General features: G+C 45.0%; 19 protein-coding genes. 5 read left to right on the top strand and 14 right to left on the bottom strand.

Annotated elements, in window-relative coordinates; genetic code table 11:
• Positions 1–59 precede the first annotated feature (59 nt).
• The 9 genes from QZ735_RS10710 to QZ735_RS10670 form a co-directional block, all read right to left on the bottom strand.
• Complete coding sequence (locus QZ735_RS10710; RefSeq protein ID WP_294248039.1) at positions 60–590, bottom strand: RDD family protein; 531 nt, start codon at positions 588–590, stop codon at positions 60–62.
• Positions 591–1973, bottom strand: a complete 1383-nt coding sequence (locus QZ735_RS10705) for a DUF4403 family protein (RefSeq protein WP_294248037.1) — start codon at positions 1971–1973, stop codon at positions 591–593.
• Position 1974: 1 nt separating this feature from the next.
• Entirely contained in the window at positions 1975–2343 is a 369-nt protein-coding gene (folB, locus tag QZ735_RS10700) for a dihydroneopterin aldolase (protein WP_294248035.1), read from the bottom strand.
• 4 nt (positions 2344–2347) lie between these two features.
• On the bottom strand, positions 2348–3658 hold the full coding sequence (gene thrC / locus QZ735_RS10695; RefSeq protein WP_294248031.1) for a threonine synthase: 1311 nt from the start codon (positions 3656–3658) through the stop codon (positions 2348–2350).
• Between the two features lie 10 nt (positions 3659–3668).
• On the bottom strand, positions 3669–4589 hold the full coding sequence (locus tag QZ735_RS10690) for a homoserine kinase (RefSeq protein WP_294248028.1): 921 nt from the start codon (positions 4587–4589) through the stop codon (positions 3669–3671).
• Positions 4590–4599: 10 nt separating this feature from the next.
• On the bottom strand, positions 4600–7047 hold the full coding sequence (gene thrA / locus QZ735_RS10685; protein WP_294248024.1) for a bifunctional aspartate kinase/homoserine dehydrogenase I: 2448 nt from the start codon (positions 7045–7047) through the stop codon (positions 4600–4602).
• Positions 7048–7485: 438 nt separating this feature from the next.
• A complete protein-coding gene (gene nadA / locus QZ735_RS10680) occupies positions 7486–8505 on the bottom strand; it encodes a quinolinate synthase NadA (protein WP_294248021.1) in 1020 nt (339 codons plus the stop codon).
• A gap of 53 nt (positions 8506–8558) precedes the next feature.
• On the bottom strand, positions 8559–9122 hold the full coding sequence (gene gmk / locus QZ735_RS10675; protein WP_294248019.1) for a guanylate kinase: 564 nt from the start codon (positions 9120–9122) through the stop codon (positions 8559–8561).
• Between the two features lie 57 nt (positions 9123–9179).
• Positions 9180–10037, bottom strand: coding sequence for a DUF1732 domain-containing protein (locus tag QZ735_RS10670; RefSeq protein WP_294248016.1), 858 nt, complete (start codon positions 10035–10037; stop codon positions 9180–9182).
• A gap of 234 nt (positions 10038–10271) precedes the next feature.
• Between QZ735_RS10670 and miaA the strand changes: the two genes are divergently transcribed.
• The 3 genes from miaA (at position 10272) to QZ735_RS10655 (ending at position 12110) form a co-directional block, all read left to right on the top strand.
• Positions 10272–11195 carry a tRNA (adenosine(37)-N6)-dimethylallyltransferase MiaA gene (gene miaA / locus QZ735_RS10665; protein ID WP_294248013.1) on the top strand — a complete coding sequence of 308 codons (924 nt, stop codon included), beginning with the start codon at positions 10272–10274 and terminating at the stop codon, positions 11193–11195.
• A 98-nt stretch (positions 11196–11293) separates the two neighbouring features.
• A complete protein-coding gene (locus QZ735_RS10660) occupies positions 11294–11464 on the top strand; it encodes a hypothetical protein (RefSeq protein ID WP_294248011.1) in 171 nt (56 codons plus the stop codon).
• Between the two features lie 10 nt (positions 11465–11474).
• On the top strand, positions 11475–12110 hold the full coding sequence (locus QZ735_RS10655; RefSeq protein WP_294248010.1) for a hypothetical protein: 636 nt from the start codon (positions 11475–11477) through the stop codon (positions 12108–12110).
• A gap of 55 nt (positions 12111–12165) precedes the next feature.
• Here the strand turns inward: QZ735_RS10655 and QZ735_RS10650 are convergent, their stop codons facing one another.
• The 4 genes from QZ735_RS10650 to QZ735_RS10635 all read right to left on the bottom strand — a co-directional run bounded on the left by QZ735_RS10650 (position 12166) and on the right by QZ735_RS10635 (position 19072).
• On the bottom strand, positions 12166–13578 hold the full coding sequence (locus QZ735_RS10650; protein WP_294248007.1) for an efflux transporter outer membrane subunit: 1413 nt from the start codon (positions 13576–13578) through the stop codon (positions 12166–12168).
• Positions 13579–13679: 101 nt separating this feature from the next.
• Positions 13680–16862 (bottom strand): efflux RND transporter permease subunit, encoded by a 3183-nt coding sequence (locus tag QZ735_RS10645; RefSeq protein WP_294248005.1) that lies wholly within the window; start codon positions 16860–16862, stop codon positions 13680–13682.
• A 112-nt stretch (positions 16863–16974) separates the two neighbouring features.
• Positions 16975–18135 carry an efflux RND transporter periplasmic adaptor subunit gene (locus QZ735_RS10640; RefSeq protein WP_294248003.1) on the bottom strand — a complete coding sequence of 387 codons (1161 nt, stop codon included), beginning with the start codon at positions 18133–18135 and terminating at the stop codon, positions 16975–16977.
• Positions 18136–18475: 340 nt separating this feature from the next.
• Complete coding sequence (locus QZ735_RS10635) at positions 18476–19072, bottom strand: TetR/AcrR family transcriptional regulator (protein WP_294248000.1); 597 nt, start codon at positions 19070–19072, stop codon at positions 18476–18478.
• A 154-nt stretch (positions 19073–19226) separates the two neighbouring features.
• Here QZ735_RS10635 and QZ735_RS10630 point away from each other — a divergent pair, with 154 nt between their 5' ends.
• Together QZ735_RS10630 and QZ735_RS10625 are read left to right on the top strand one after the other, a co-directional pair.
• Positions 19227–19781: a thioredoxin family protein gene (locus QZ735_RS10630; RefSeq protein WP_294247998.1), complete on the top strand. Its 555-nt coding sequence runs from the start codon at positions 19227–19229 to the stop codon at positions 19779–19781.
• Between the two features lie 1191 nt (positions 19782–20972).
• A complete protein-coding gene (locus QZ735_RS10625; RefSeq protein ID WP_294247995.1) occupies positions 20973–22469 on the top strand; it encodes a S8/S53 family peptidase in 1497 nt (498 codons plus the stop codon).
• Positions 22470–22762: 293 nt separating this feature from the next.
• Here the strand turns inward: QZ735_RS10625 and QZ735_RS10620 are convergent.
• Positions 22763–23216, bottom strand: a 454-nt coding sequence (locus QZ735_RS10620; RefSeq protein WP_294247990.1) for a hypothetical protein, incomplete at its 5' end; no start/stop codon positions are given.

The following is a 23216-nucleotide window of genomic DNA, read 5'->3' as shown; positions in this document are numbered from 1 at the left end:
CTGTGTTTACCGTTTTCAGGTGTGCAAATATAGAAAAATTTATGATGAAATAAAATTTTTCAGGCAATTTCTTTGCTGCCGATGGTATCAATTTCGCTTTTTGCCTGTTTATCAGCTTCATATTTTTTGATAGTAACCACTCGTGTATCCGTCCGGCGGTCATGCCAGCCATTTTCGCCCGGAAATGAAAAACTGTCAAAAGGGACTTCGCGGACAATATTCCGCAGAAAAATCTGTTTCAGACCGGGTTTTGTACCATCAATGCTGAGTACGCTTGTCTGCGTGATCATTTTACCGGATGTCTTCCCGCCGGAAATGCTTTCTGATAAAAATAATGAATGAATGAGGTTACACTTCCTATGAATAATTCCCACAAAAAGCCGCCATGATCCAGAAACAGAAACCAGTCTATCGAATTGGTATGATACAGGAACGAAGGTGAAAAGCAGGGATAAAATGGAGTTGGTGATGATGATCAGAGCAATCAGGTCCGGAAGGTCATTGGCCAGTCTGATGCCTTTGGAAACCCTGTGGTCTTTTAACTTTGAGATATTCTTTCGTAGTATGCATCCGATCTTGTAATGAATCATTCAGATTCCGTTCAGCAGCAGATGAAGGTTGGCATCGGTATCGATAACAGCTGTAATGCCATACGGATTCAAAAGGATCTGAACTGGCTTAAGGCTGAATACCTTTCCGTTCATTTTTATCCCTTTGTAATATTCTTTATTGAAAGCCTCTTCAATGCTTTTGCGGGATATTTCTTCAATATCCTGAGTCGGGATGCCGTATTCTTCTTCAATCATTTTCACAATTTTTCTTCGGAACAGGAGGGAAGCGGTTTTCTGCAGGATATTGGCGGTTCTCAGGTTGAATTTCGTTTCCGAAAGTACAATTTTCCTCTTTCCCTCATCGTACACGGGAATTCCTGAAATAAACACCTTGCCGTTGACGTAGCCTTCCGTCTGGGCTTCTATCATCACCCGGTCGGCCACTCCGTATACCTTAATGTCTTTGATTTTTGCAGCAGATCCCTGGATTTCAAATTCTTTATCAAGAAACATATTCTGTGCAATGCGGGTAGCCTCGGTAAACGGGATATTGGCTGTTGTCTGAATGCGGAAGCGGTCTGCCAGAGACTGGACAAGCGTAAAGCCAGGCACGGTTTTTACCGGTTCGGAGGCCGATGGCCGGCTTCCGGTAAAGGTTTCTGAATAGACCTCGATGCCGATAGAGGTATCGATCCGGTCCTTATAAAACTTCAACGGTGTAAGCTTGGTGCTGACCGGGCTTACTTTCAGCCAGGTATCATACTCCTCCGAAATCAGGAATGGCTGTGAGAAAGCATTCCATGCCATAGCGGCGTACTGGCTGAAGTTAAGCTGGGAGGCAATCTGCCCGTCTATGGTTTTACTGAATTTTTCCTGTTGTTCCTTCAGGTTTTTTTCCACGATCGGCGTAATCGGGATCTGTATTTTTCCGAAGTCGAGGGTAGGCTTTGTCACCCAGCGGAAACCGTTAGGCTCTGTTGTCGTGGTGATCGTCCAGTTGCTTTTCAGGCTGATGGTGGTGCTGAAGGACATTACCGTTTCAAAAGTCGTATTCTGGTACGTGTAGAGGCCCAGCGTACCGATGCCTTTTTCGGCCCATATCTTCAGCGGTACCTCGATCAGGAGGTTCTGCTGGGTACCGCTGACGAGGCGGATCGGACGGGTTTTCCATACCTTGACTTTAAACTGATCATTGTTGTTATCCGTATAGGAATCATCCGAATAAATAAGCTCTTTTACAGATGCATTGATGATGTTGCTGATCTCGGGAAGCGGAATCCCTACGGGCATGGCAATACTGGATTTCAGCCTTGGAAAATTATAGGCAGCCGCCCGGTTATCCTGTGCCTGCCCGGAGAGCGGTAGAATAACCGACATCAGCAGGATCATCATCAGTCTCGTGGGTTTCAGGTATGCAGTCATTTTATGAGTTGGGTTTAAAGCTTTTTTCCAGTTCGATACCGGCGCCCTTCATTTCACCCTGCATCGGCGGGGCTGTTTTGGTAATCTTCAGCTTGATATAATCAATCTGCGGAAAGTCCCGGTGCACAGCAGAAATAATTCTGCCGGCCACGTGCTCCAGCAGCTTGGATTGAATCTTCATTTCCCGATGGATGACCGCGTTGATATCCGCATAGCTGATGGTATCATGAAGGTCATCCGATGCTGCAGCTTTCCAGAGATCGGTATGGATTTCCAGGTTCAGGAGATAATACGTCCCGATGGTATTTTCTTCTGGGAGCACACCGTGATAGGCATAAATCTTTACCTCTTCAAGATATATTTTACTCATGTTTTTATCTGTTGATTTTATTCAGCAAAAATCGTTTTAATTCCGTGAAATCCGGTTGTATTTCGAGACTTTTTTTCTCTTTATCCATTAAACTTTTCAGGGATTCAGGAATTGCGGTTCCGGTATGTATTGCTTTTTCAATAGCTTCGGGAAACTTTACGGGATGCGCCGTACCCAGGATGAAGCCTTTCTTGCCGGGCCTTTCAGCGAGATATTCTTCCAGGGCAGCGTAGGCAACCGCACTGTGGGGGTCAAGCAGATAGTCATGTTCCGCGTATATTTTTCTGATCGTACGCAGGGTGGTCTCATCATCAACGGTATAGCCTGAGAGTATATCTTTTAATTTTTCAAACCGGTTGTTAAAAAGTTCAGAAATCCTCACGAAATTGCTGGGGTTTCCCACATCCATTGCATTGGAAAGTGTGGCTTCGGTTGCATGGGGAACCATTTGCCGGGTTTTTAAGTACCGGGAAATGCTGTCATTTGCATTGCAGGCGGCAATGAAATGTTCAGCGGGCAATCCCCTTTTGTAGGCAAGAAGCCCGGCACAGATATTTCCCAGATTTCCGCTGGGAACACAGATCACAGGCAGGTCCTGTTCTGTTGCACGCCACTGTTTCAATGCCAGCAGATAATAAATTTGCTGGGGAAGCCATCTTGCCGGATTAATGGAGTTGGCTGAGGTAAGAAACAGGCCGGAACTGATTTCCCTGTCTGCAAAAGCCTGTTTTACCAGATTCTGGCAATCGTCAAAGCTGCCGTTGACTTCCAGCGGGGTAATATTTTCACCAAGGGTGGTAAGCTGCTTTTCCTGGACTTTACTTACCTTGTTTTTCGGATACAGGATCACAACATGGATGCCCGGGATCCTGTAAAATCCGTGGGCTACCGCACCTCCGGTATCTCCTGAAGTCGCTACGAGAACCGTGACGGTCCTGTCCTGATCTTTCAGGAAATAAGACAGGCAGCGGCTCATGAATCCTGCTCCTACGTCTTTGAAAGCCAAAGTCGGCCCATGAAAAAGTTCCAGGGAATAAATGCTTTCACTGATTTTTTTTAGAGGGATTTCAAAGCTGAGGGTTTCCGAGACGATGGTCCGTAAGAGATCAGGCGGAATTTCATTGCCCACGAAATCTTCCATGCACCGGAAAGCGATTTCCTCGTTGGAGCGCTCATGCAGGCTTTCAATCCACTCCGGAGCAAACTGAGGGATGTGTTCAGGGAAAAACAGGCCTTTGTCCTTTCCCTGGCCTCTGATGGTAGCTGTCCTGAAATCTGCTGTTTCTTTTTTATCTTTTAAATTATAATAATTCATTTTCTTTATTTTAATCAACAATTACAATCCCCGACGGGTTTATTTTCGACACATATACCAGACTGTCGATCCCGGCTTTCTCATAGACGGAAGCCATCATTCCGGCAATCTGCTGTGAAATCACTTCCGTTTCGGACAGCATGAATACGGAAGGCCCGGAACCTGAGATCCCTCCGCCTAACGCCCCCGATTCCATGCTTCTCTTTTTTATTTCATCAAACTCCGGAATAAGGATGCTTCTGACAGGTTCTACAATGATATCCTTAAGGCTCCTTCCGATCAGGCCGGCATCATTTTTCTGGATTCCTGCCACGAGCCCGGCAATGTTCCCCCATTGTTCTATGGCATCTTTCAGGGAGACCGTGGTCTTTAAAATCTGTCGTGCATCTGATGTCTTTACTTCAATCTGCGGATGAACCGCCGTTACGAACAGATCAGGCGAATTCAGGGAAATGATATCAACGGGATCCGAGGATTTCACCAATGTTATTCCGCCATAGAGGCAAGGTGCAATATTATCCGCATGCCTCACCCCGGAAGCCTTTTCTTCGCCGGACATGGCAAAATACACCAGCTCCTCCCGGGTAAAGATGTTTCCCAGGAGTTCATTGGCACCTGCCGCAGCGCCGGCGGCACTGGCTGCGCTCGATCCCAGCCCGCTTCCCGGTTTTATCTTTTTATTGATGGTGACCTCAAAACCCTTTTTCAGATCCAGGTGCTCGATGATCTTCAGCAGGACTACACCGGCTACATTTTCTGAAGGTTCTTCCGGCAATCCGAAGCCATCCGTATGCCTGATGGTAACGCCGGGCGTATCGACGATCTTCAGTTCCATTTCATCACAGGGTTCGTGGATGGCCATTCCCAGGATATCAAATCCACAGACCAGATTGGCTATGGTGGCCGGTACTTTTAATTTTATTTTTTTCATCGGACAGATTTTAAACGGAACGGACAATATCAGCAAAAATACCACTGGCTGTAACCTCTGCACCGGCTCCGGCACCCTTCACGACCAAAGGCTGTTCAGAATACCTCAGTGTTTTAAAGATCACGATGTTGTCTTTTCCGTACAGATGGAAAAGATCGCTTCCGGGAGCCACATGCTGCAATCCTGTCTTGGCCTTTCCTTCCTTGAATTCAGCAACATATTTTAAAATTTTCCCGCTGCTTCTTGCATTCCCGAGCAGCTTTCTGAAGTGATCTTCATGTTTGAGAAGGGCTTTGTAAAAATCTTCCACACTTCCTTTCATGCATTCTTCAGGCAGGAAGCTTTCATTCTCAATACTGTCAAATTCCAGCGGATAGCCGGCCTCCCTTGCGAGGATCAGGATTTTCCGGGCAACATCGGTTCCCGCCAGGTCAAGCCTTGGATCCGGTTCGGTATACCCTTCACGCTGGGCCTGGGCCACTACTTCTGAAAAAGGCCGGGTTCCGTCATAATGGTTAAATACGAAATTCAACGTTCCGCTTAACACAGCCTGGATAGCAGTAATTTTATCTCCGCTTCTGATGAGGTCATTGATGGTCCCGATAACAGGAAGGCCTGCGCCGACATTGGTTTCAAAGAGAAATTTACAGCTGTGGTTCCGGGCCGTATTTTTCAGATTTTTATAATTGGTGAATCCTGAAGAAGCCGCGATTTTGTTGCAGGCGACGATATTGATGCTCCGCTTTAATAATTTCCCATACACTTCCGGAACATCCGGGCTTGCGGTTATATCCACAAAAACCGGATTTCTCAGGTTTCTTAAGATGATTTCATCCGCAAATTTTTCCTGGGAAGATTCTTCACCGTTTTCACTGAATTTTAGAAATTCCTCTTCACGAATTCCGGTATCGGAAAAAAGCATTTTCCGGCTGTTCGAAATTCCGGCAATCCTCAGGTTCACCAGAAGATGTTCCTTAAGATATTCATTCTGGTCATAGATCTGGCGGATTAATTTTGTACCCACATTTCCGGTGCCGCAGATGTACAGATGGACCTGCTTGATTTCAGATTCAAAAACTTCTTCGTGCAGGATGTTAACTGCTTTCCGGATGTCTTTCTGTGAAATAACGATGCTGATGTTTTTTTCCGAAGAACCTTGTGCAATCGCCCGGATATTGATGCCATTGTTTCCCAGGCAGCCGAACATTCTTGCACTTATGCCGCTTCTGCTTTTCATATGGTCTCCTACCAGGGCAACGATGCCAAGGCCGGTTTCAATCTGTACGGGCTCTACTTTTTTCAGCTGTAAGTCATCTTCAAAAGTCAGGTTGAGGGCATTTGCCGCGCGGTCAACCTCTTTTTCGCTGATGGCAACCGTAATGGAATGTTCTGATGAGCTCTGGGTAATGAGAATAACACTGATTTTTTCATGCGATAAGTACTGGAACAGCTTTGCAGAAAATCCCGGGATTCCGATCATGCCGCTTCCTTCCAGGGTAAGGAGTGCAATAGGACCCGTATTGGAGATTCCGGCTGCAAACTGTTCCCCGGCTCCATTTTTTTTGGGCTGACGGCAAACTAACGTCCCGGAAGCTTCAGGATCAAAAGTGTTTTTGATTCTCAGGTCGATATTCTTTGCCATCACCGGCTGAAGGGTCGGCGGATACAGTACTTTTGCGCCAAAATGGGAAAGTTCCATGGCCTCCGAATAGGAAATTTCAGGAATCAGCTTTGCTCCGGATACCAGTCTGGGATCTGCAGTCATCATTCCGCTTACATCCGTCCAGATCTCAAGCTCTTCCGCACCCATTGCAGCAGCAATAAGGGAGGCTGTATAATCAGAACCGCCACGCCCGAGTGTTGTAGGGTTCCCGCTTTTATCCTTCGCAATAAACCCCGGAGCAATAATGATCCGTTGACCGTTTTCCGCAATATATTTCCTGATGTTTTCTTCCGTACATCCGATATCAACTTTTGCGTGCGAGAAATTACTGTCAGTAACGATCTGCGCAGCGGAATCCATCCAGGCCGCTTCTGAACCGTCCGACCGGAATTTTCCGTACAATATGGAGGAAGAAAGAAACTCACCGTATGAAGTGAGCCGGTCCCTGGTCTTAGGCGTACATTCTTTCAGGATAAAAATTCCGTGACAGAGCTCTTCAATGTCGTTGAAATTTTTTCTGACAAAGCTCAGCCAGCTGCTTTGCGAGAGGACCGGAATCAGTTCCCTGACAAGGTTCAGGTGTCTTTTTTCAAGTTCTTTAATGATCTGAACGTATACTTTATCCTGATCAGCAGCACAGGTTGCTGCCCTGATCAGCTGATCGGTGACTCCCTGGAGTGCAGAGACTACTGCTATGACTTGATGTGCTGAAGATTCTTTCTTAATAATATGCTCAACCTTCACTATATTCTGGGCATCGGCTACGGAGGTTCCGCCAAATTTTAAAACTTTCATGTTGCTTGTTTATTTGCGTTATGGGAAAATGAAATGCTGCTCTTCCGGAAAAGAGGACAGGCCTGCAGATGATATGTGAAAATTTACCCCGTTATGGGGTAGTGGTTGTAGTGGTAATAATGATGGAAACGGAAAATGTTGCCGGAATTGAAAAATCCGGTGCAGTAAAATAAGATATGTTTCCTGAGAAATTCATTATTGTTGAAACAAATGTACAAATTATTCCGAAAAAGACAAACGGAATAGAAGAAAAATAAATAAGCGGCATTTTGCCGGAATGCTTTCCGGGCTTGTAATGACTCATTATCTACGCCGGTATATCCGGTAAATTTTCCAGTAACAACAAATGACAATATAAGGCCGTAGGTCAGCGCAATTTGTCCTGGACAAGATAATTGAAATAAAAAAGCACTGCCAAAAACAGTGCTTTCCTTGTATTTATTTAATGCTTTTTGAAAGATCAAGCATGGCCTCAATCGGTTTCAGGGCCCTTAATCTGAGTTCTTCATCAATAATGATTTCCGGAAGTTCGTATTTCATGCACAGATAAAGTTTTTCCATAGTGTTGCGTTTCATGTAGAAACATTCCGAGCAATTACAGCTTTCATCAAATACCAGCGCAGGCACCAGTTCTTTATGCGGCGCCCGTTTCTTCATTTCGTGTAAAATCCCTTCTTCCGTAGCAATGATGAACTTCTGGCAGTCATCCTGTTCCACATAATTCAGCAGGGCAGAAGTGGAACCGATGAAATGGGCCAGCTTCAGAACCGCTTCTTCGCTTTCCGGGTGGGCAATCAGCTTGGCATCAGGATTGTCGGCAAGCTGTTTGGCAATCCGTTCCATAGAGAACGCTTCATGCACGATACAGCTTCCGTCCCAGAGAATCATGTCGCGTCCCGTTTTCTGCGAAAGGTACCTTCCCAGGTTCTTATCCGGGGCAAAAATAATCGGGCGGTCTTTCGGCAGGGCTTCAATAACGGTTTCTGCGTTGGAGCTGGTTACGATAATGTCGCTTTCCGCTTTGGTCTCTGCGTTGCAGTTGATGTATGTCGCAATCAGGGCATCGGGATGCTGTTCGCGCATTTTCCGCAGTCCTTCCCCTGAGCAGCCGTCAGCCAGGGAACATCCGGCCATGGTGTCCGGCAATACTACTTTTTTTGTAGGATTGAGGATTTTGGCCGCTTCCGCCATGAAATGTACGCCGCAGAACACGATCATATCCGCATCGGTATCTTTTGCCTGTCTGGCCAGCTGAAGGGAATCGCCCAGGAAATCCGCGATGTCCTGAATGGGTCCGGGCTGGTAATAATGGGCCAGGATCACGGCATTTTTCTCCTCTTTCAGCTTAAGGATTGCTTTCACCAGTTCTTCTCCTTCCGGGATAATAAGGTCTTTAATATCTAAGAATCCCCTTACCGGAATTGCAGATTTGGCTTTTTCTAATGTTTCGGTACTCATATCCACCTCGATGTTTTTGGTTTATCGGAAATCATAAGTCAAAAATCAAACCTTCAGCTTCCGATAAAATGTTGTATTAAACTTTCTATTTCTTTTTTTGCTTCATTCAGATCGGAATTGATCACGATTCTGTCAAACTCCCCGGCATGAGACAGCTCTTCTTCTGCCTTGGAAACACGGATTTTAATGGTTTCCGCATCATCGGTTGCTCTGGAGATCAGCCGCCGTTCCAGTTCTTCAATGGAAGGCGGTTCTATGAAAATGGACAAAGCCTGTTCCCCGAAATATTTTTTCAGGGAGATGCCGCCTTTTACATCCACATCGAAAATCACCGTTTTTTCCTGCTTCCATATCTTTTCCACCTCAGCTTTCAGCGTTCCGTAATAGGTATCGGTATAGACTTCCTCAAATTCCACGAAAGCATCTTCCGAGATTTTCTGTCTGAATTCGTCCGGCGTCAGGAAATGATAATCCACGGCATGAACTTCACTTCCTCTCGGCTGCCTGGTGGTACACGAGATCGAGAACTGAAGTTCGGGGAATGTCTCCAAAGAATGTTTTACCAATGTTGTCTTTCCGCTTCCCGACGGTGCGGAAAATATGATAACCTTATTCATAAATGATAAGAGATAATTGATGATTGATTAGTACGGGTTTTACTTTTTTCCTAGTTCTTATAACACATTCAGGGTCTGTTCCTTGATCTTTTCCAGATCATCTTTCATCATCACCACCAGTTTCTGGATGGCTGCATGGTTGGCTTTGGAACCCAGCGTATTGATCTCCCTTCCGATCTCCTGAGAGATGAACCCGAGCTTCTTCCCGTTGAAATCTTCGTTGTCCATCACTTCCTTGTAATATTTCAGATGTTGGGCCAGCCTTACTTTCTCTTCCGAAATATCAAGCTTCTCCGTGAAATATGCCATTTCCTGGTAGAAACGGGTTTCATCCACATTTTCGAATTCTTTTAAAGATTTCTGATACCTTTCCTTTACCGAGACAATCCTTTCTTCTTCAAAAGGGATCACTTCCGCCAGGTTTTTATCGATATTCTGAAGGTTCCTTTCCAGTTCTTCATGCAGGATTTTTCCTTCGGTTTTTCTGAATTCCCCGAAGCGGTCAACGGCAGCATGTACAATTTTCGCCAGCGCTTCCCATTCGCCTTCTGAAAGCTCATCGGGTCTCGAGGTGATGGCATCCGGCATGCGCACAGCCATTTTAAGGTATTCAAAATCAGGCCCGTCGGAGGCGATATTTTTAAGCTCATTGATATAGGAGTCAATCAGGCTTTTATTGATTTTTACGTCGGTGGATTCTTCCAGGTTTTCCAGGTTGATGTAGCAGTCTACTTTTCCGCGGATAATTCTGTCGTTCAGAATCTTTCTGATCTCGAATTCTTTCTCCTTGTACCGTAACGGAATTTTGATATTCAGGTCAAAACTTTTACTGTTCAGAGATTTAATATCGATCGTGATCTTTTTCCCTTCAAAAACACCTTCGGCTCTACCAAAGCCGGTCATTGATAAAATCATAGTTTTCTATTGTTGTACAAAGATAAACATTTAAGTCCATAATGTGTTACCTGAATGGAATGTCACCGGTTGCAAAAAAGAGGGCAGAAAGCAGGAGGATCATCGAGGTGATCCGATAAGTTCTGCAGCGTCCTGTGATCATGCAGTCTGAAAAATCCGTTTGATGATGAATGCGGGGTCCCGCTAAATCAGGAGGAATGACATCAACTCATCTCATTTTCGTAAATTAGCCCGGTGAAAAAGAAAAATCTAATTTCTGTAGTAGGGCCTACCGGGATCGGGAAAACAAAACTGGCTATTGATCTGGCAAAACATTTCAGCACGGAAATCGTGTCCTGCGACTCGAGGCAGTTTTTCCGGGAAATGAAAATCGGGACCGCTTCACCGTCTCCGGAAGAGCTCGCAGAAGCACCGCATCATTTTATCGGCAATCTTTCGGTGGAAGATTATTATTCTATCGGCCAGTATGAGGAAGAGGCCCTGCAGAAACTCAATGAACTCTTCGGAGTGTATGACACGGTGATTCTTGTAGGCGGAAGCATGATGTATGAAAAAGCAGTGATTGAAGGACTGAATGACCTTCCCGAAGCTCATGAAGACAACCAGAAAAAATTACAGGGTATTTTTGAAAATGAAGGTATTGAAAAGCTTCAGGCACTGCTGAAGGAACTTGATCCGGAATATTTTGCGGTGGTGGATATCCATAACCACAGAAGGCTGCTGCGTGCCATCGATGTGATCTGGCAGACCGGTAAAAAATATTCAGCACTGATTGCCGTTTCTCAGGATTCCCGCGATTTCAGCACCATCCGTATCGGAATAGAGGCGCCGCGGGAGGAACTCTATGCCCGGATCAACAGACGGGTAGACCTGATGATGGAAAACGGCCTGCTGGACGAAGCCGCAAGCCTTGTCCCTTTCAGGCACCTTACCGCACTGAATACCGTAGGCTATTCAGAATTATTCAAATATTTTGACGGCGAATGGGACCTGGATTTCGCGGTATCTGAAATCAAAAAAAACAGCCGCCGGTATGCCAAGCGTCAGCTGACCTGGTACCGAAAAGCGGAGGATATCCATTATCTGCCACTGGGGTATTCGCAGGAGGATTTTAATAATCAGGTGAATTATATTAGTGATAGATTTATAGTTAAATGATTGATAATCTATATATTCAGATGTAATCAATATTGTTTTGTATTGAAAAAATATGTTACTTTGTTTATTAAGAATATTAATTAAATAAAATAAAGGCAATGGAAAATGATCAGGTTAAATTATTAAAAGATTTAGCGAAAAGTATCAAAGCAGAGAAGAAAGATAGAGCAAAAGTGATAAAATCTTTACAATCTGCAAAAATACTTACTAAAAAGGAAAATTTTACTGCAGCTTACAGTAATTTGAGAAGAGTTGTAACTAATAAATAAAGATTTTTTTATGATTTATAGTAGCCGACCAAATTTGATGATAGGATTTCATGGTTGCGATGAGTCAGTTAGAAATGAATTGGTTACTAATCCTAATAAAATTAAAAAAAGTCAAGAGAAATTTGATTGGCTCGGTCATGGCTTTTATATTTGGGAAAATAATCATGAAAGGGCTTTGAGATGGTCAGAAGATAAATTTAAACGAGGAAGAATCACTATTCCCTCTGTAGTTGGTGTTATATATCAACTCGATTATTGTCTGGATTTTACTGACTCTCAGTTTATTGATATCCTCAGTGATTATTATGAATTATTTAAAGAGGACTTGAAATTTACGGGGAAATTGCTTCCTAAAAATAAAGATGTAGCTAAAGATGTATACAAAGACTTGCTGTTAAGAGAATTGGATTGCGCTGTCATAGAATATCTTCATCAGAAAATTGAAGACAGAATAAAATATGAGGAAGATCAGAAAGGCTTTAGTAAAATACGGAGATTTGATACAACCAGAGGCATTTTTACAGAAGGTGGTCCTGCCTATGAAGGAGCAGGGATTCAGACTAAAAATCATATCCAGATTTGTATCAGAAACTTAAATTGTATTAAAGGTTTTCTTATTCCACGCGAAGAAATTAAATTCCCATAGACAAAAAAAATGCAGCTCCGAAAAGCTGCATTCCAAAACAATATAATGAAAAAAGCTACTTCCAGCCGCCGCCCAGCGCTCTGTATAAATCTACGATGCTGCTGAGCCGCTGCCTCTTTACGGAAGCCAGGTTCAGTTCGGCCTGCAGGGAATTCCCCTGTGCGGTAATCACTTCCAGGTAATTGGCCATTCCGCCCTTGTACAGCATTTCGGCACTTTTAATTCCGTTTTTTAAGGTTAGTACCTGTTCTGCAGCTTTCTGCTCCTGAACCTTTAAGCTTTCATTGGAAACCAGGGCATCGGAAACTTCACCCACTGCATTCAAAACAGACTGCCGGAAGGCCAGCACGTTTTTTTCACGCTGGATTTTGGCAATATTCAGATCGGTTTTCAGTTGTCTTTTCTGAAATATAGGTTGGGTAATCCCGCCCAGTACGGAACCGAATAACGAAGCCGGAATCTGGAACCAGTTGTCGATTTTAAAGGAATTCACACCGCCGGCAGCCGTAATTCTCAAAGCCGGATACATATTCGCCTGCGCGATTCCCACCAATGCATTGGACTGGAGCAAAGCCAGCTCCTGCTGCCGTACATCCGGACGGCGGCTTACCATAGCAGCCGGAAGTCCTGCTGAAACATCTGCCGGTAAAGAAGTTTCAGTCATTTCAATCGTTCTTTCGATTATCCCCGGATTTTCGCCTGTCAGAATACTCAGTGCATTTTCCTGGATGGCTATGTTCTGTTCCAGTTGGGTAATCAGCAGCTCGGTAGACTGTTTCTGGGCCGTTGCCTGCTGAACGCCTAAGGAAGTCGTGTCACCGCTCTGCCACATTTTCTCTGTAATGGTCAGGGTACGGGTACTCAGCTCAAGGTTGGACCGGGCAATTCCCAGCTGCCGGTCCAGCATCAGCAGATTGTAATAACCCTGGGCAATAGCGGCCACCACCTGAGTCTGGATAGCCTTCGTGGCTTCATACGTCTGCAGGTACTGCATGCGCGAAACTTCCTGCTGGTTTTTGATCTTCCCCCAGATATCGGCTTCCCAGGACAGGTTGAAGGCAGCGTTATAATCTTCTACATGGCTCTGCCCCAGAAAGAGGTTCAGGCTCTGCCCGTTCATACTGTTTTGGGAAGGCCTTGAAATCTGTGCAGAAACCCCGAATCCCACATCCGGGTACTGCAGGTATTTCGCCTGTTTCAGTTTTTCCTGTGAAGAAGCCACCTGTTTCAGGGCGATCTGCAGATCGTAATTATGCCTGATGCCTTTTTCAATCAGGCTTTGGAGCATAGGGTCGCTGAAAAATTTCTTCCATTCCAGGTCGGCAATGCTTGCCGTATCGGAAGTTGCGGTATACCGGAAAGTTTCCGGAAGATCAGGCTTGGGTTCCTGATAAGCCAGCTTGGACACACAGGAAACCGAACCTAAAGCAATGGAGAAAGCGATGATGATATTTTTTATTCTTTTCATAGGATTAAATTTTCATTGAACAGAAAGCGCTGAGGTGAGCAGGTGAGATCGTTATTCATGACCAGGATCCGTTATTCCCTACGCTTTCTGTTTCAGTTGGATTAATGAGAGGCGGCAAGAAGTTCAGATTCTGATTTCTGCCTCTGCAGTCTTTTCTTTTTCCGGCTTGGCATCTTTTCATGCAGGTACTGGAAGATGACGTACATCACCGGAATAATGAAAATCCCGAATACCACGCCGGTAAACATTCCGCCTACGGTGCTGATCCCGATGGAATGGTTTCCTTTGGCGGCGGCTCCCTGAGTCCAGACCAGCGGCAGCATTCCTACAATAAAAGCAAAGGAGGTCATCAGGATCGGCCGCAGACGAAGCCTTGATGCCTGGAGAGCCGATTCGATCAGTGATTTTCCTGCTTTTCTCCGCTGGACGGCAAATTCCACGATCAGAATGGCATTTTTAGCCAGCAATCCGACAAGCATGATCAATCCCACCTGTACGTAAATGTTGTTATCGATCCCGGCCAGTCCTGTAAAGGCAAAAACCCCGAAAATCCCTGTAGGAATCGTTAAGATCACGGCAAACGGAAGAATATAGCTTTCGTATTGGGCTGCCAGCAGGAAATAGACAAACAGGATGCTCAGCATAAAGATAAAAGTGGTCTGACCGCCGGTTTTGATTTCTTCCCGGGTGATCCCGGTCCATTCATACCCGAAACCTCTCGGCAGTGATTGTTTTGCCACCTCCTCAACAGCTTTGATGGCATCCCCGGTGCTGTAGCCCGGTTTAGGGGTTCCGTTGATGGTGACGGCATTGAACAGGTTGTTTCTGGTTACGGTTTCCGGTCCGAAGGTCCTTTTTAAAGTAACCAGCGTGTTGACCGGAACCATTTCGCCCGACTTGTTCTTTACATAAATCCCTTCCAGGGAATTCGCATCGGCACGGTATGGGATATCGGCCTGGGCCATGACCCGGTAATATTTACCGAAACGGTTGAAATCTGAAACAAAGCTGCTTCCGTAATAAATCTGCATGGTCTGCATCAGTTCTGTCACCGAAACTCCCAGCTGATTGGCCTTATCCGTATCCACATCAATGGTATACTGCGGGTTTCCTGCCGCGTAGGTAGTAAAGGCAAAAGCAATTTCAGGGCGTTTCATCAGCTCGCCTATAAAAGCCTGGGTGGTGGTTCCCAGCTGCTCGAAGGAACTGTTGGTTTTATCCTGCAGCATGAATTCAAAACCGGAAACGTTCCCGAATCCCTGAACTGTAGGGAAGTTGAAGAAGAAGGCACTGGCATCTTTTACCTGGGCCACTTTTCCGGTCAGAGCAGCGGCGATTTGATCCGGATCTTTTATTTCACCTCGCTCTTCGTAATCCTTAAGCTTGATGAAACCTGCGGAATAGGGGGAAGCATTGGCATTGCTGATGAAGTTCAGTCCGTCTGATACCCAGAGATGGTTCGCTGCTTTTTCCCCATTGATGACTTTATCGATCTGTTCCGTTGCCCGGTGCGTCCTTTCCAGGGAGCTGCCGGGAGGCGTATTCACAGCATACAGCACAAATCCCTGGTCTTCAGTCGGAATGAATCCTGACGGAGCTTTATTGATCAGGAAAACACTGGCTGCAATAAGGACGGCGAGGCCGCCTACGGCAATCCATTTATTTTTGATGAGGAATTTCAGGCTGTAGACGTATTTTCTCGTCATGGTGTTGAAGCTGGCATTGAAGGCATTGAAAAACCTGGCTCCGAAACCTGTCTTTTTCCCATGTTCCCCGTGATCTCCCTGGGGATCGCTCAGGAAAAGGGCACATAAAGCCGGACTTAATGTCAATGCATTGATGGCAGAGATGATAATAGCAATGGCCAGCGTAAAGGCAAACTGGCGGTAAAATACACCTGCCGGCCCCTGCATGAAGCCTACCGGGATAAATACGGCACACATGACCAGGGTAATGGAAATAATGGCCCCGGAAATTTCACTCATGGAGTTTACGGTGGCCTGTTCTACCGGCATTCCGGTGCGTTCCATTTTAGAGTGGACAGCTTCCACCACCACAATGGCATCATCTACCACAATACCGATTGCCAGGACCAACGCAAATAACGTAAGCATATTGATGCTGAACCCGAACAGCTGCAGGAAAAAGAAGGTACCGATGATGGCTACCGGCACCGCAATGGCCGGGATCAGGGTAGATCTGAAATCCTGGAGAAAGATATACACCACAATGAATACCAGAACGAAGGCAATTACCAGCGTTTCCACTACCTGATGGATGGAGGCATCCAGGAAATCCTTGGAATTATACATGATGATCGGTTCCACGCCTTTCGGGAGGGTGGTTTTCATCTGTTCCACCTGCTTTTCAATTTCAGTCAGGATCTCATTGGCATTGGAGCCTGCGGTCTGAAGGATGGCAAATCCGGATACCGGCTTACCGTCTACCCGGTTGGCGGCGGTATAGGTATAGGAACCGAATTCCACACGGGCCACGTCTTTCAGCCTAAGGAATGAACCGTCACTGTTGGCTTTGATGGCAATGTTTTCGTAGTCTTCGTTCTTGCTGAGCTTTCCTTTGTATTTCAGGATATATTCATAGGTTTCCTTGCTTCCCTGGCCGAGACGTCCCGGAGCGGCTTCCAGGTTGTGTTCCTTTACAGCGGTCAGCACTTCCTGGGGAGAAAGGTTATTGGCTGCGAGGCGGTCCGGTTTCAGCCAGAGCCTCATCGAATAGTCGCGGGTACCGAATACCTGGGCCTGGGCAACTCCCGGAATACGCTGGATCTGCGGGATGACATTAATTTTAAGGTAATTTTGAAGGAAAAGCTCGTCATATTGTTTAGGGTCATCACTGGTCAGTCCCATGAACATGATCATACTGTTCTGGACTTTCTGGGTGGAGATTCCCGCCTGTACCACTTCCTGCGGAAGCTGGCTCATGGCTTTGGAAACCCTGTTCTGAACGTTCACCGCAGCATTGTCGGCATCGGCGCCCTGCCTGAAAAATACGCTGAGGGTCATGGTACCGTCGTTGCTGGAATTGGAAGTCATGTAGGTCATGTTTTCCACTCCGTTTACCGCCTCTTCAATGGGTGTAGCTACCGAGCGGGCTACTACTTCGGCATTGGCTCCCGGATAAAAAGCGGTTACCTGGACACTTGGCGGCGCGATGTCCGGGAAGAGGGCAATGGGTAAGTTAAAGAGTGACAGTGCACCCAATAACAGGAGGATGATGGAAATAACCGTTGAAAGGACCGGTCTTTCTATAAATTGTTTTAGCATAAGAAGTTTATTTTTTAATGAGGGCTTTTGTTTCACACCGCAGTACAGAAGCCAGATACGGAAACTCCATACCGGTTTATTCTTCTCTTGTGCGGCTGGAAAGCGAAAGCCATTACAAAGGTCTTGCTCTCAGCAGACTGTCGGAGGACATATTTTTAGGCTTGATGGAAGCACCGTCTTTCAGGTTCCCGATTCCTGTGTATACGATCTTTTCACCGGATTTCACCCCTTCGGAAATGAAATAATAGTTCTCCGTTTTTCCGGAAATTTTTACCGGCCGGCCGGTTACTTTACGGTCTTTACCCATTACGTATACATAGGTTTTATCCTGAATTTCAAAAGTGGATTCCTGAGGGACAATCAGAGCGTTGGTAAACAGCTGCGGCATACGGACACGGCCCGTATTCCCGGTTCTCAGCGTTCCCGAAGCATTGGGGAAGACAGCCCGGACACTGATGGCACCGGTGGTTTTATCGAACTGCCCGTCTACAATGCTCATCTTACCCTTCATTGGGTAAATGCTGTTATCGGCAATTACGAGTTCCACCATCGGCATATTCTTCAGTTTTTCCTCCAGGGTAGCCCCCGGATACTGATGCTGGAAAGCAATGAAATCCAGTTCGCTCAGTGAGAAATAGGCATAGATTTCACTGATGTCCGATAAAAGTGTCAGCGGGTTCGGGTCTGTCCTGGAGATCAGGCTTCCTTTTTTATAGGGAATCCTGCCGATGTAACCGCTTACCGGTGCGGTGATGGTAGTGAACCCGACATTGATCCTGGCGTTTCCTACCGAAGCTTTTGCCTGTGATGCAGCCGCTACAGCCGCCGCATAACTGGCTTTTGCCGTTCTCAGCTGGACATCGGAAACCACTTTCGCGGCAACAAGAGGTTCCAGCCGGTCAACTTCTACTTTTGCTTTCTGAATGTTGGCATTGGCGGCCTGGAGATTGGCGCTGGCCATATTCATCTGTTCACCGTAAGCCCGGGAATCGATTTTGAATAAAGGCTGCCCGGCTCTCACATAAGATCCTTCTTCTACATAAATCCTGTCGAGATAACCATCGACCTGAGACCTTATTTCTACATTGTTTTTTCCCTCAAGGGCAGTCGGAAATTCCTGGTAGGTGGTAGCTGGAGAGCTTATTACGGTGTAGACCGGAAGTTCAGGAGTGGGGAAGGCAGTTCCGGAGTTTTCTGCAGCTTTGGTGCAGTTCTGTAAAAGGATAGCGCTGGCAATCAGTACAATAATCCTTGCTTTTACGGATATTTTCATGTTGGGTTTAATTTTTTAATGAAGTGTTAGATTGAATAATGATGTTTTTAATAAATGGTATGTTAAATTTCCTAACAGTGTTAATAATATAACGAAAAAAAAGACCTTGATGTTTATAGCATGTAGATGGATGTAATCATGAGTACATAATAAAAGAGTTAATAAAAATATGATAAAGTTTTATATTGTGTTATTTTTTCTAACGGTGTTAGTTAGCAGGTAAACGTTATTGAAAAATAAGCTGACAGACATATACGTAGTTTTTGATTGTTCAGAAAAGAAAAATTATTTTATAGTATGTTAAAATTCCTAACGGTGTTAATTTTTAATTCAAAAAAAATTATAATGATTTAATAAAAGCGGCTACAGTCTCATCAAGCGTGGTTTTGTTCATCGTGGACGGAATGTCGTCATTTCTCATCATCATAATCGAAATCAATCCATGTACTGCAGAAAACAGGGCATGGGATGAGTGGCAGGCATTATGAGGATTTGATCCTTTTTTCGTAATGATTTCATAAGTACAGTCATACAGCATATCCTGGAATGAGGAAAACTCTTCTTTCATCTGGCCTTTTCCGCTGCACTGCATGCCGAGACCGAACATCAGCTGGTAATATTCTTTATTATTGAAGGCAAACTTCCAGTAGGCATCCACAATGGCTTTCAGCTGGTCTTCCGGATTTTCGTGCTTCTTTTGGGCCTTCAGCAGTTCTATATGAAGCTGGTGAAAACCGTTCAGTGAGATTTCGAATAAGATGGCTTCCTTGTTTTCAAAATAGTCATAGACAACAGGAGCGCTGTATTCGATGGCATCGGCAATTTTCCTTATGGAGAGGGCAGCCCAGCCTTCGGTTTTGGCCAGGGAAAATGCAGCGTCCAGAATATTGGCGCGGATAGATTCCTTTTCCCGTTGACGGCGTTCGTGCAGACCCATGATATTTTTTTACTAACAGTGTTAGCAAAACTACAAACTTTTAAAGATAAGTTCCAAATAAATTCTGATATTTAACTTTTAACGGAATATTATAAACTGCTGAAACCGCTATTCCTAAAAGAAATTTTTATCTTTGTAACCAAATAAAAATGTTATGAATACACCCTCAAATATGATCGATCTGGGAACAAAAGCACCGTTTTTCGAGCTTCCCAATCCATCCAGGAGCAATGAAATCCAGTCGCTGGATGAACTGAAAGGAGAAAAAGGAACGCTGGTGGTCTTTATGTGCAACCATTGTCCGTTCGTTCTTCATGTAATTGACAAACTGAATGAGCTGTATGAGGATTATAATGAAAGAGGAATTGAATTTATAGCGATCAATGCCAATGATGTGGAAAAATATCCTGCCGATGCGCCGGAAAAAATGATTGAGTTCCAGATGGAGCGGAATTTTGACTTTCCTTATCTGTACGATGAAAGCCAGGCTGTAGCCAAAGCTTATGATGCCGCCTGTACCCCCGATTTCTTTTTCTTTGATGACAAACTGGACCTGATCTACAGGGGACAGATGGACGATTCCAGACCGGGAAACCACAAGGAAGTTACCGGTGAAGATCTGATTATCGCATTTGAAAATCTTTTGCTGGGTGAACCACAGGAGGAAATCCAGCGGCCGAGCATGGGATGCAACATCAAATGGAAATAAAAGAAATCCTTCTGCCAAATAAAAAAGCTGTTCAGACTTATGAACAGCTTTTTTATTTGGAATACAATGACTTACAGAGTTATCCACAATCTTATCCACATAGTTATCCACAGACTTATTCACAAAATCATGTGGATAAAACCGTATTTCAGATCAGCTGATAAAAAATAGAAGTTCCCGGATCTGGATGAGTTCAGGGCTGATTTCCGGCGGTTTTCATAAATGGGTAATAAGGCGGTTTTCAACTTATCCACATTTTATCCACAAAAGATTATTGCCCGGATTTCTGATTCCGGATATTTTCTACAGTAGTCAAAGCATCCTGCAGCTGGTCCGGTATCTGTTTAGGAATAGTCGGAAATGTAAAGAGTAAAGTGTATTAATATGTAGGATCGCAATTGAATAGAACCGCATCCGTTTTGAAAATGCTTATTGATTTTTAGAATAAATGGAATCCGGAGTTTTAAATCCGGAACTGCCTTAACTTAAAATACAGGCAAAAAAGTTTGTACCGTATTACATCATTAGTCCGGTGCTTTATCATGTCTGAATTCACATGTCATTCCTTCTGCTGAAAATAATTCCTCCTATAATACTGGAGGCAGTGATCAGACTTTCAGATGATCCATTAGTCTGCCGTGAACATAATGTTTAACGGGACAATTCAACAGCGCTGCGGTAGTCATAAATGCTGTTCTGAATCCGGAAACTGCGTCGGTTTTTCATTATAGCCTGGCAATAACCGGATACATCGTCCAATATTTATGCCTGACTATTTAAAAGAAGCAAAAGTTATAAGTATATTTTAGTATTGATTTACAGTATTTTATTGAGTTATCCACAATTTTATCCACAGACTTATCCACAGACTTATTCACATATTGCTGTGGATAAATAACTTGATTTTTAAAATGTGGGTTAGCACTTATTCTCTTCTCTCACAATATGAGAATTGCTGTTTTATAATCTGATACGTAGATCAGGTTTTACCGCTTTCAAACTTATCCACATTTTATCCACAGTAAAAAAGAGGAATTCTGAACAGCCAGGATAAAGCTCGTGTTAACTGATGAAGTACAATTGACAAAGTGTATGACCATCCTGTTATTTTATGCATAGTAAAATTAAAGCTGCCAAATCATTGTAATTCAGGCTAAAGTGATATATTAGGGAAATCAAATCAAAGTATATATGAAGAAAAACGTTTTTTACCTGTGTATGCTGTTTGCAGTTTTTACCTCCTGTAACAGGGACGATGTGCAAAGTACTGCTGCTGACATCGAAGTGGTGCAGAAAGATCCTTTGTCTGCAAAACAGATCAATGAAAAAATCAATGAGACCATCAGAAGCGGTAATCGGTTTTCCTGGAAAGAATCTTCTGACCATTTTGTATGGAGTGCCGTTTTTCAGGGAAATAAAATTGCCTCTGTCGGTTTCGGAACCTCTTTCGACAGAGAGGGAACGCCGGACAATAAGGCTGCTGAAGAGGAGATTCTGAACATTATTCAGCAGTATGAAGGAAAATCCGACAGGATCCTGCTGGCTTCGGATCCGTACCTGAACCAGATGGACGTAGCCATTGAAAAGCAGGAAACCATTGTTGCCCTGCGGAAAATGAAGAACATCCGGTACGTAGAGCCGGCAGACTATCGCTATTTCGAAAACGAACGGAAAACCGGCGGAACAGCAAAATCCGGCAGTTCATCATCCGGCTGCGGATTCGAATCTGCTGTGTTGAATGCGGCGGATTATACTACGGTAAGTCCCAATGCGAAAGCACCATGGTCTTTTGCAAAACATAATATTACAGGTGCCTGGAGCTACAGTACGGGGGCCGGGGTCACCATCGGGATTATCGACAGCGGGGTTTCATCTGAACAGACGCTGCTCGGCAGCAGCTTCAACAACGGCCTGTCCTCCGGCAGGAGCATCACCAAAAACGGCGTTTACGTAGATTCCGTATGGCCTTGGAGCAGCGGATATGACGGTTCTGCCGACCAATGCGGCCACGGGACCAGCATGGCTTCTGCTGCTGCAGCGCCCAGAAACAACCAGGGGCAACCGGTGGGAGTCGCCTATAATGCGAGCCTTGTGACATACCGGGCAGCTTCCAATGTGGTGCTGGACGGGTATCACGAACAGAACGGGGTAAAAATCGCCTTCACGGAACTCGGTAACAATACAAAAGTAAAGATCATTTCCATGTCGATGGGCCACATCTTTTCGGTAGGAAAAATTGAAGACGGCGTAAAATACGCCCATTCCAAAGGGAAACTGATTTTCTGTGCCGGCGGAACTTCAACAAGTTTCACCAATTTTGCCGGGGTGATCTTCCCTGCATGGATGGCCGAAACCCAGGCGGTAACCGGCGTAAAGGAAAATACATCCAACCAGAAATGCGACATCTGCCATTCCGGAGCTGAAATTGATTTTACCTACCAGATGGAAAGGGCATCGGGCAGCAATATCCCGGTGCTGAGCTATTACAACGGACAGGCTGATTACGTAGGCGGTTCTTCCGTAGCGACGGCCTCTACAGCAGGGATTGCTGCTCTGGTGTGGTCGAAAAACCCGTCGTGGACCAGGGAACAGGTTGTAAATAAGATGAAGCAGTCATCCACCTACTACCCGAATCCCGACTCCGACTACGGTTACGGAAATATCAATGTGCTGCAGGCGGTGCAGTAACAGTAAGGAAATTTGTATCAATCAGGATTATCATAAAGCGGAGCAGGAGTTCCGCTTTTTTCTTTTCTTTCCTTTCCATCCGTCCTTTTAAATGGAAAGTATGCTGTCTCCTTGTAAAGATAACGAGACAAAGATAGATTTTGCAGGCTGATCTGGCCATTCAAATGCATCATCCGTCCGGATTAATTTGCCCTTTAGGAACGGCCGGAATAATTACCAGGTTTATAACCATAAGTGTTACCTGGAACAGAACACCCGGGTTTTTATCATAGGGCTGACAGAAGTGGAACGATTCAATCGCCCAACTGATAATCCAGCGGAAGCATGTTTTCGATCTTGTTTTTGGTGAAGTCGCCTTCCGTGATCAGCAGATCCGGCGTACTGATGTTTCCATCTTTTGAAACTTCAAAAGTTTCACCGTCGGGATGCAGGAAAGAAGTGATGACGATTGCGGTGCTGCCTTTCAGGAATGCCCTGCCTTTCAGCTCATACTCATATTTCGGGTAATTAACCTGGAGAACATCTTTAAAACTGAAAAGGACTTCGGAGCCGGTTCTATTTACATAATCCGTGTCAGGAATCCTGGTTTTTACAATAGCCCTGGCAAAAGGCTGCTGGGTTCTTTTTCTTTCGGAAATATCCAGGATGTCCGCAGGAAGATTGAAATTGCCGTTTTTTGAAGCAATTTCAGCAAAAGCTTTCAGCTGTTCCAGTTCCTGTCCGGTGGGATATCTGGGATTGGGGACT

This window comes from uncultured Chryseobacterium sp. (assembly GCF_913776365.1).
Lineage (GTDB): Bacteria > Bacteroidota > Bacteroidia > Flavobacteriales > Weeksellaceae > Chryseobacterium.
This window is presented reverse-complemented; position numbering and strand designations above follow the sequence as displayed.

Coding starts and splice junctions, on each gene's coding strand:
- QZ735_RS10710 (WP_294248039.1), bottom strand. CDS start 590: ATGATTCATTACAAGATCGGATGCATACTACGAAAGAATATCTCAAAG.
- QZ735_RS10705 (WP_294248037.1), bottom strand. CDS start 1,973: ATGACTGCATACCTGAAACCCACGAGACTGATGATGATCCTGCTGATG.
- folB (WP_294248035.1), bottom strand. CDS start 2,343: ATGAGTAAAATATATCTTGAAGAGGTAAAGATTTATGCCTATCACGGT.
- thrC (WP_294248031.1), bottom strand. CDS start 3,658: ATGAATTATTATAATTTAAAAGATAAAAAAGAAACAGCAGATTTCAGG.
- QZ735_RS10690 (WP_294248028.1), bottom strand. CDS start 4,589: ATGAAAAAAATAAAATTAAAAGTACCGGCCACCATAGCCAATCTGGTC.
- thrA (WP_294248024.1), bottom strand. CDS start 7,047: ATGAAAGTTTTAAAATTTGGCGGAACCTCCGTAGCCGATGCCCAGAAT.
- nadA (WP_294248021.1), bottom strand. CDS start 8,505: ATGAGTACCGAAACATTAGAAAAAGCCAAATCTGCAATTCCGGTAAGG.
- gmk (WP_294248019.1), bottom strand. CDS start 9,122: ATGAATAAGGTTATCATATTTTCCGCACCGTCGGGAAGCGGAAAGACA.
- QZ735_RS10670 (WP_294248016.1), bottom strand. CDS start 10,037: ATGATTTTATCAATGACCGGCTTTGGTAGAGCCGAAGGTGTTTTTGAA.
- QZ735_RS10660 (WP_294248011.1), top strand. CDS start 11,294: ATGGAAAATGATCAGGTTAAATTATTAAAAGATTTAGCGAAAAGTATC.
- QZ735_RS10655 (WP_294248010.1), top strand. CDS start 11,475: ATGATTTATAGTAGCCGACCAAATTTGATGATAGGATTTCATGGTTGC.
- QZ735_RS10650 (WP_294248007.1), bottom strand. CDS start 13,578: ATGAAAAGAATAAAAAATATCATCATCGCTTTCTCCATTGCTTTAGGT.
- QZ735_RS10645 (WP_294248005.1), bottom strand. CDS start 16,862: ATGCTAAAACAATTTATAGAAAGACCGGTCCTTTCAACGGTTATTTCC.
- QZ735_RS10640 (WP_294248003.1), bottom strand. CDS start 18,135: ATGAAAATATCCGTAAAAGCAAGGATTATTGTACTGATTGCCAGCGCT.
- QZ735_RS10635 (WP_294248000.1), bottom strand. CDS start 19,072: ATGGGTCTGCACGAACGCCGTCAACGGGAAAAGGAATCTATCCGCGCC.
- QZ735_RS10630 (WP_294247998.1), top strand. CDS start 19,227: ATGAATACACCCTCAAATATGATCGATCTGGGAACAAAAGCACCGTTT.
- QZ735_RS10625 (WP_294247995.1), top strand. CDS start 20,973: ATGAAGAAAAACGTTTTTTACCTGTGTATGCTGTTTGCAGTTTTTACC.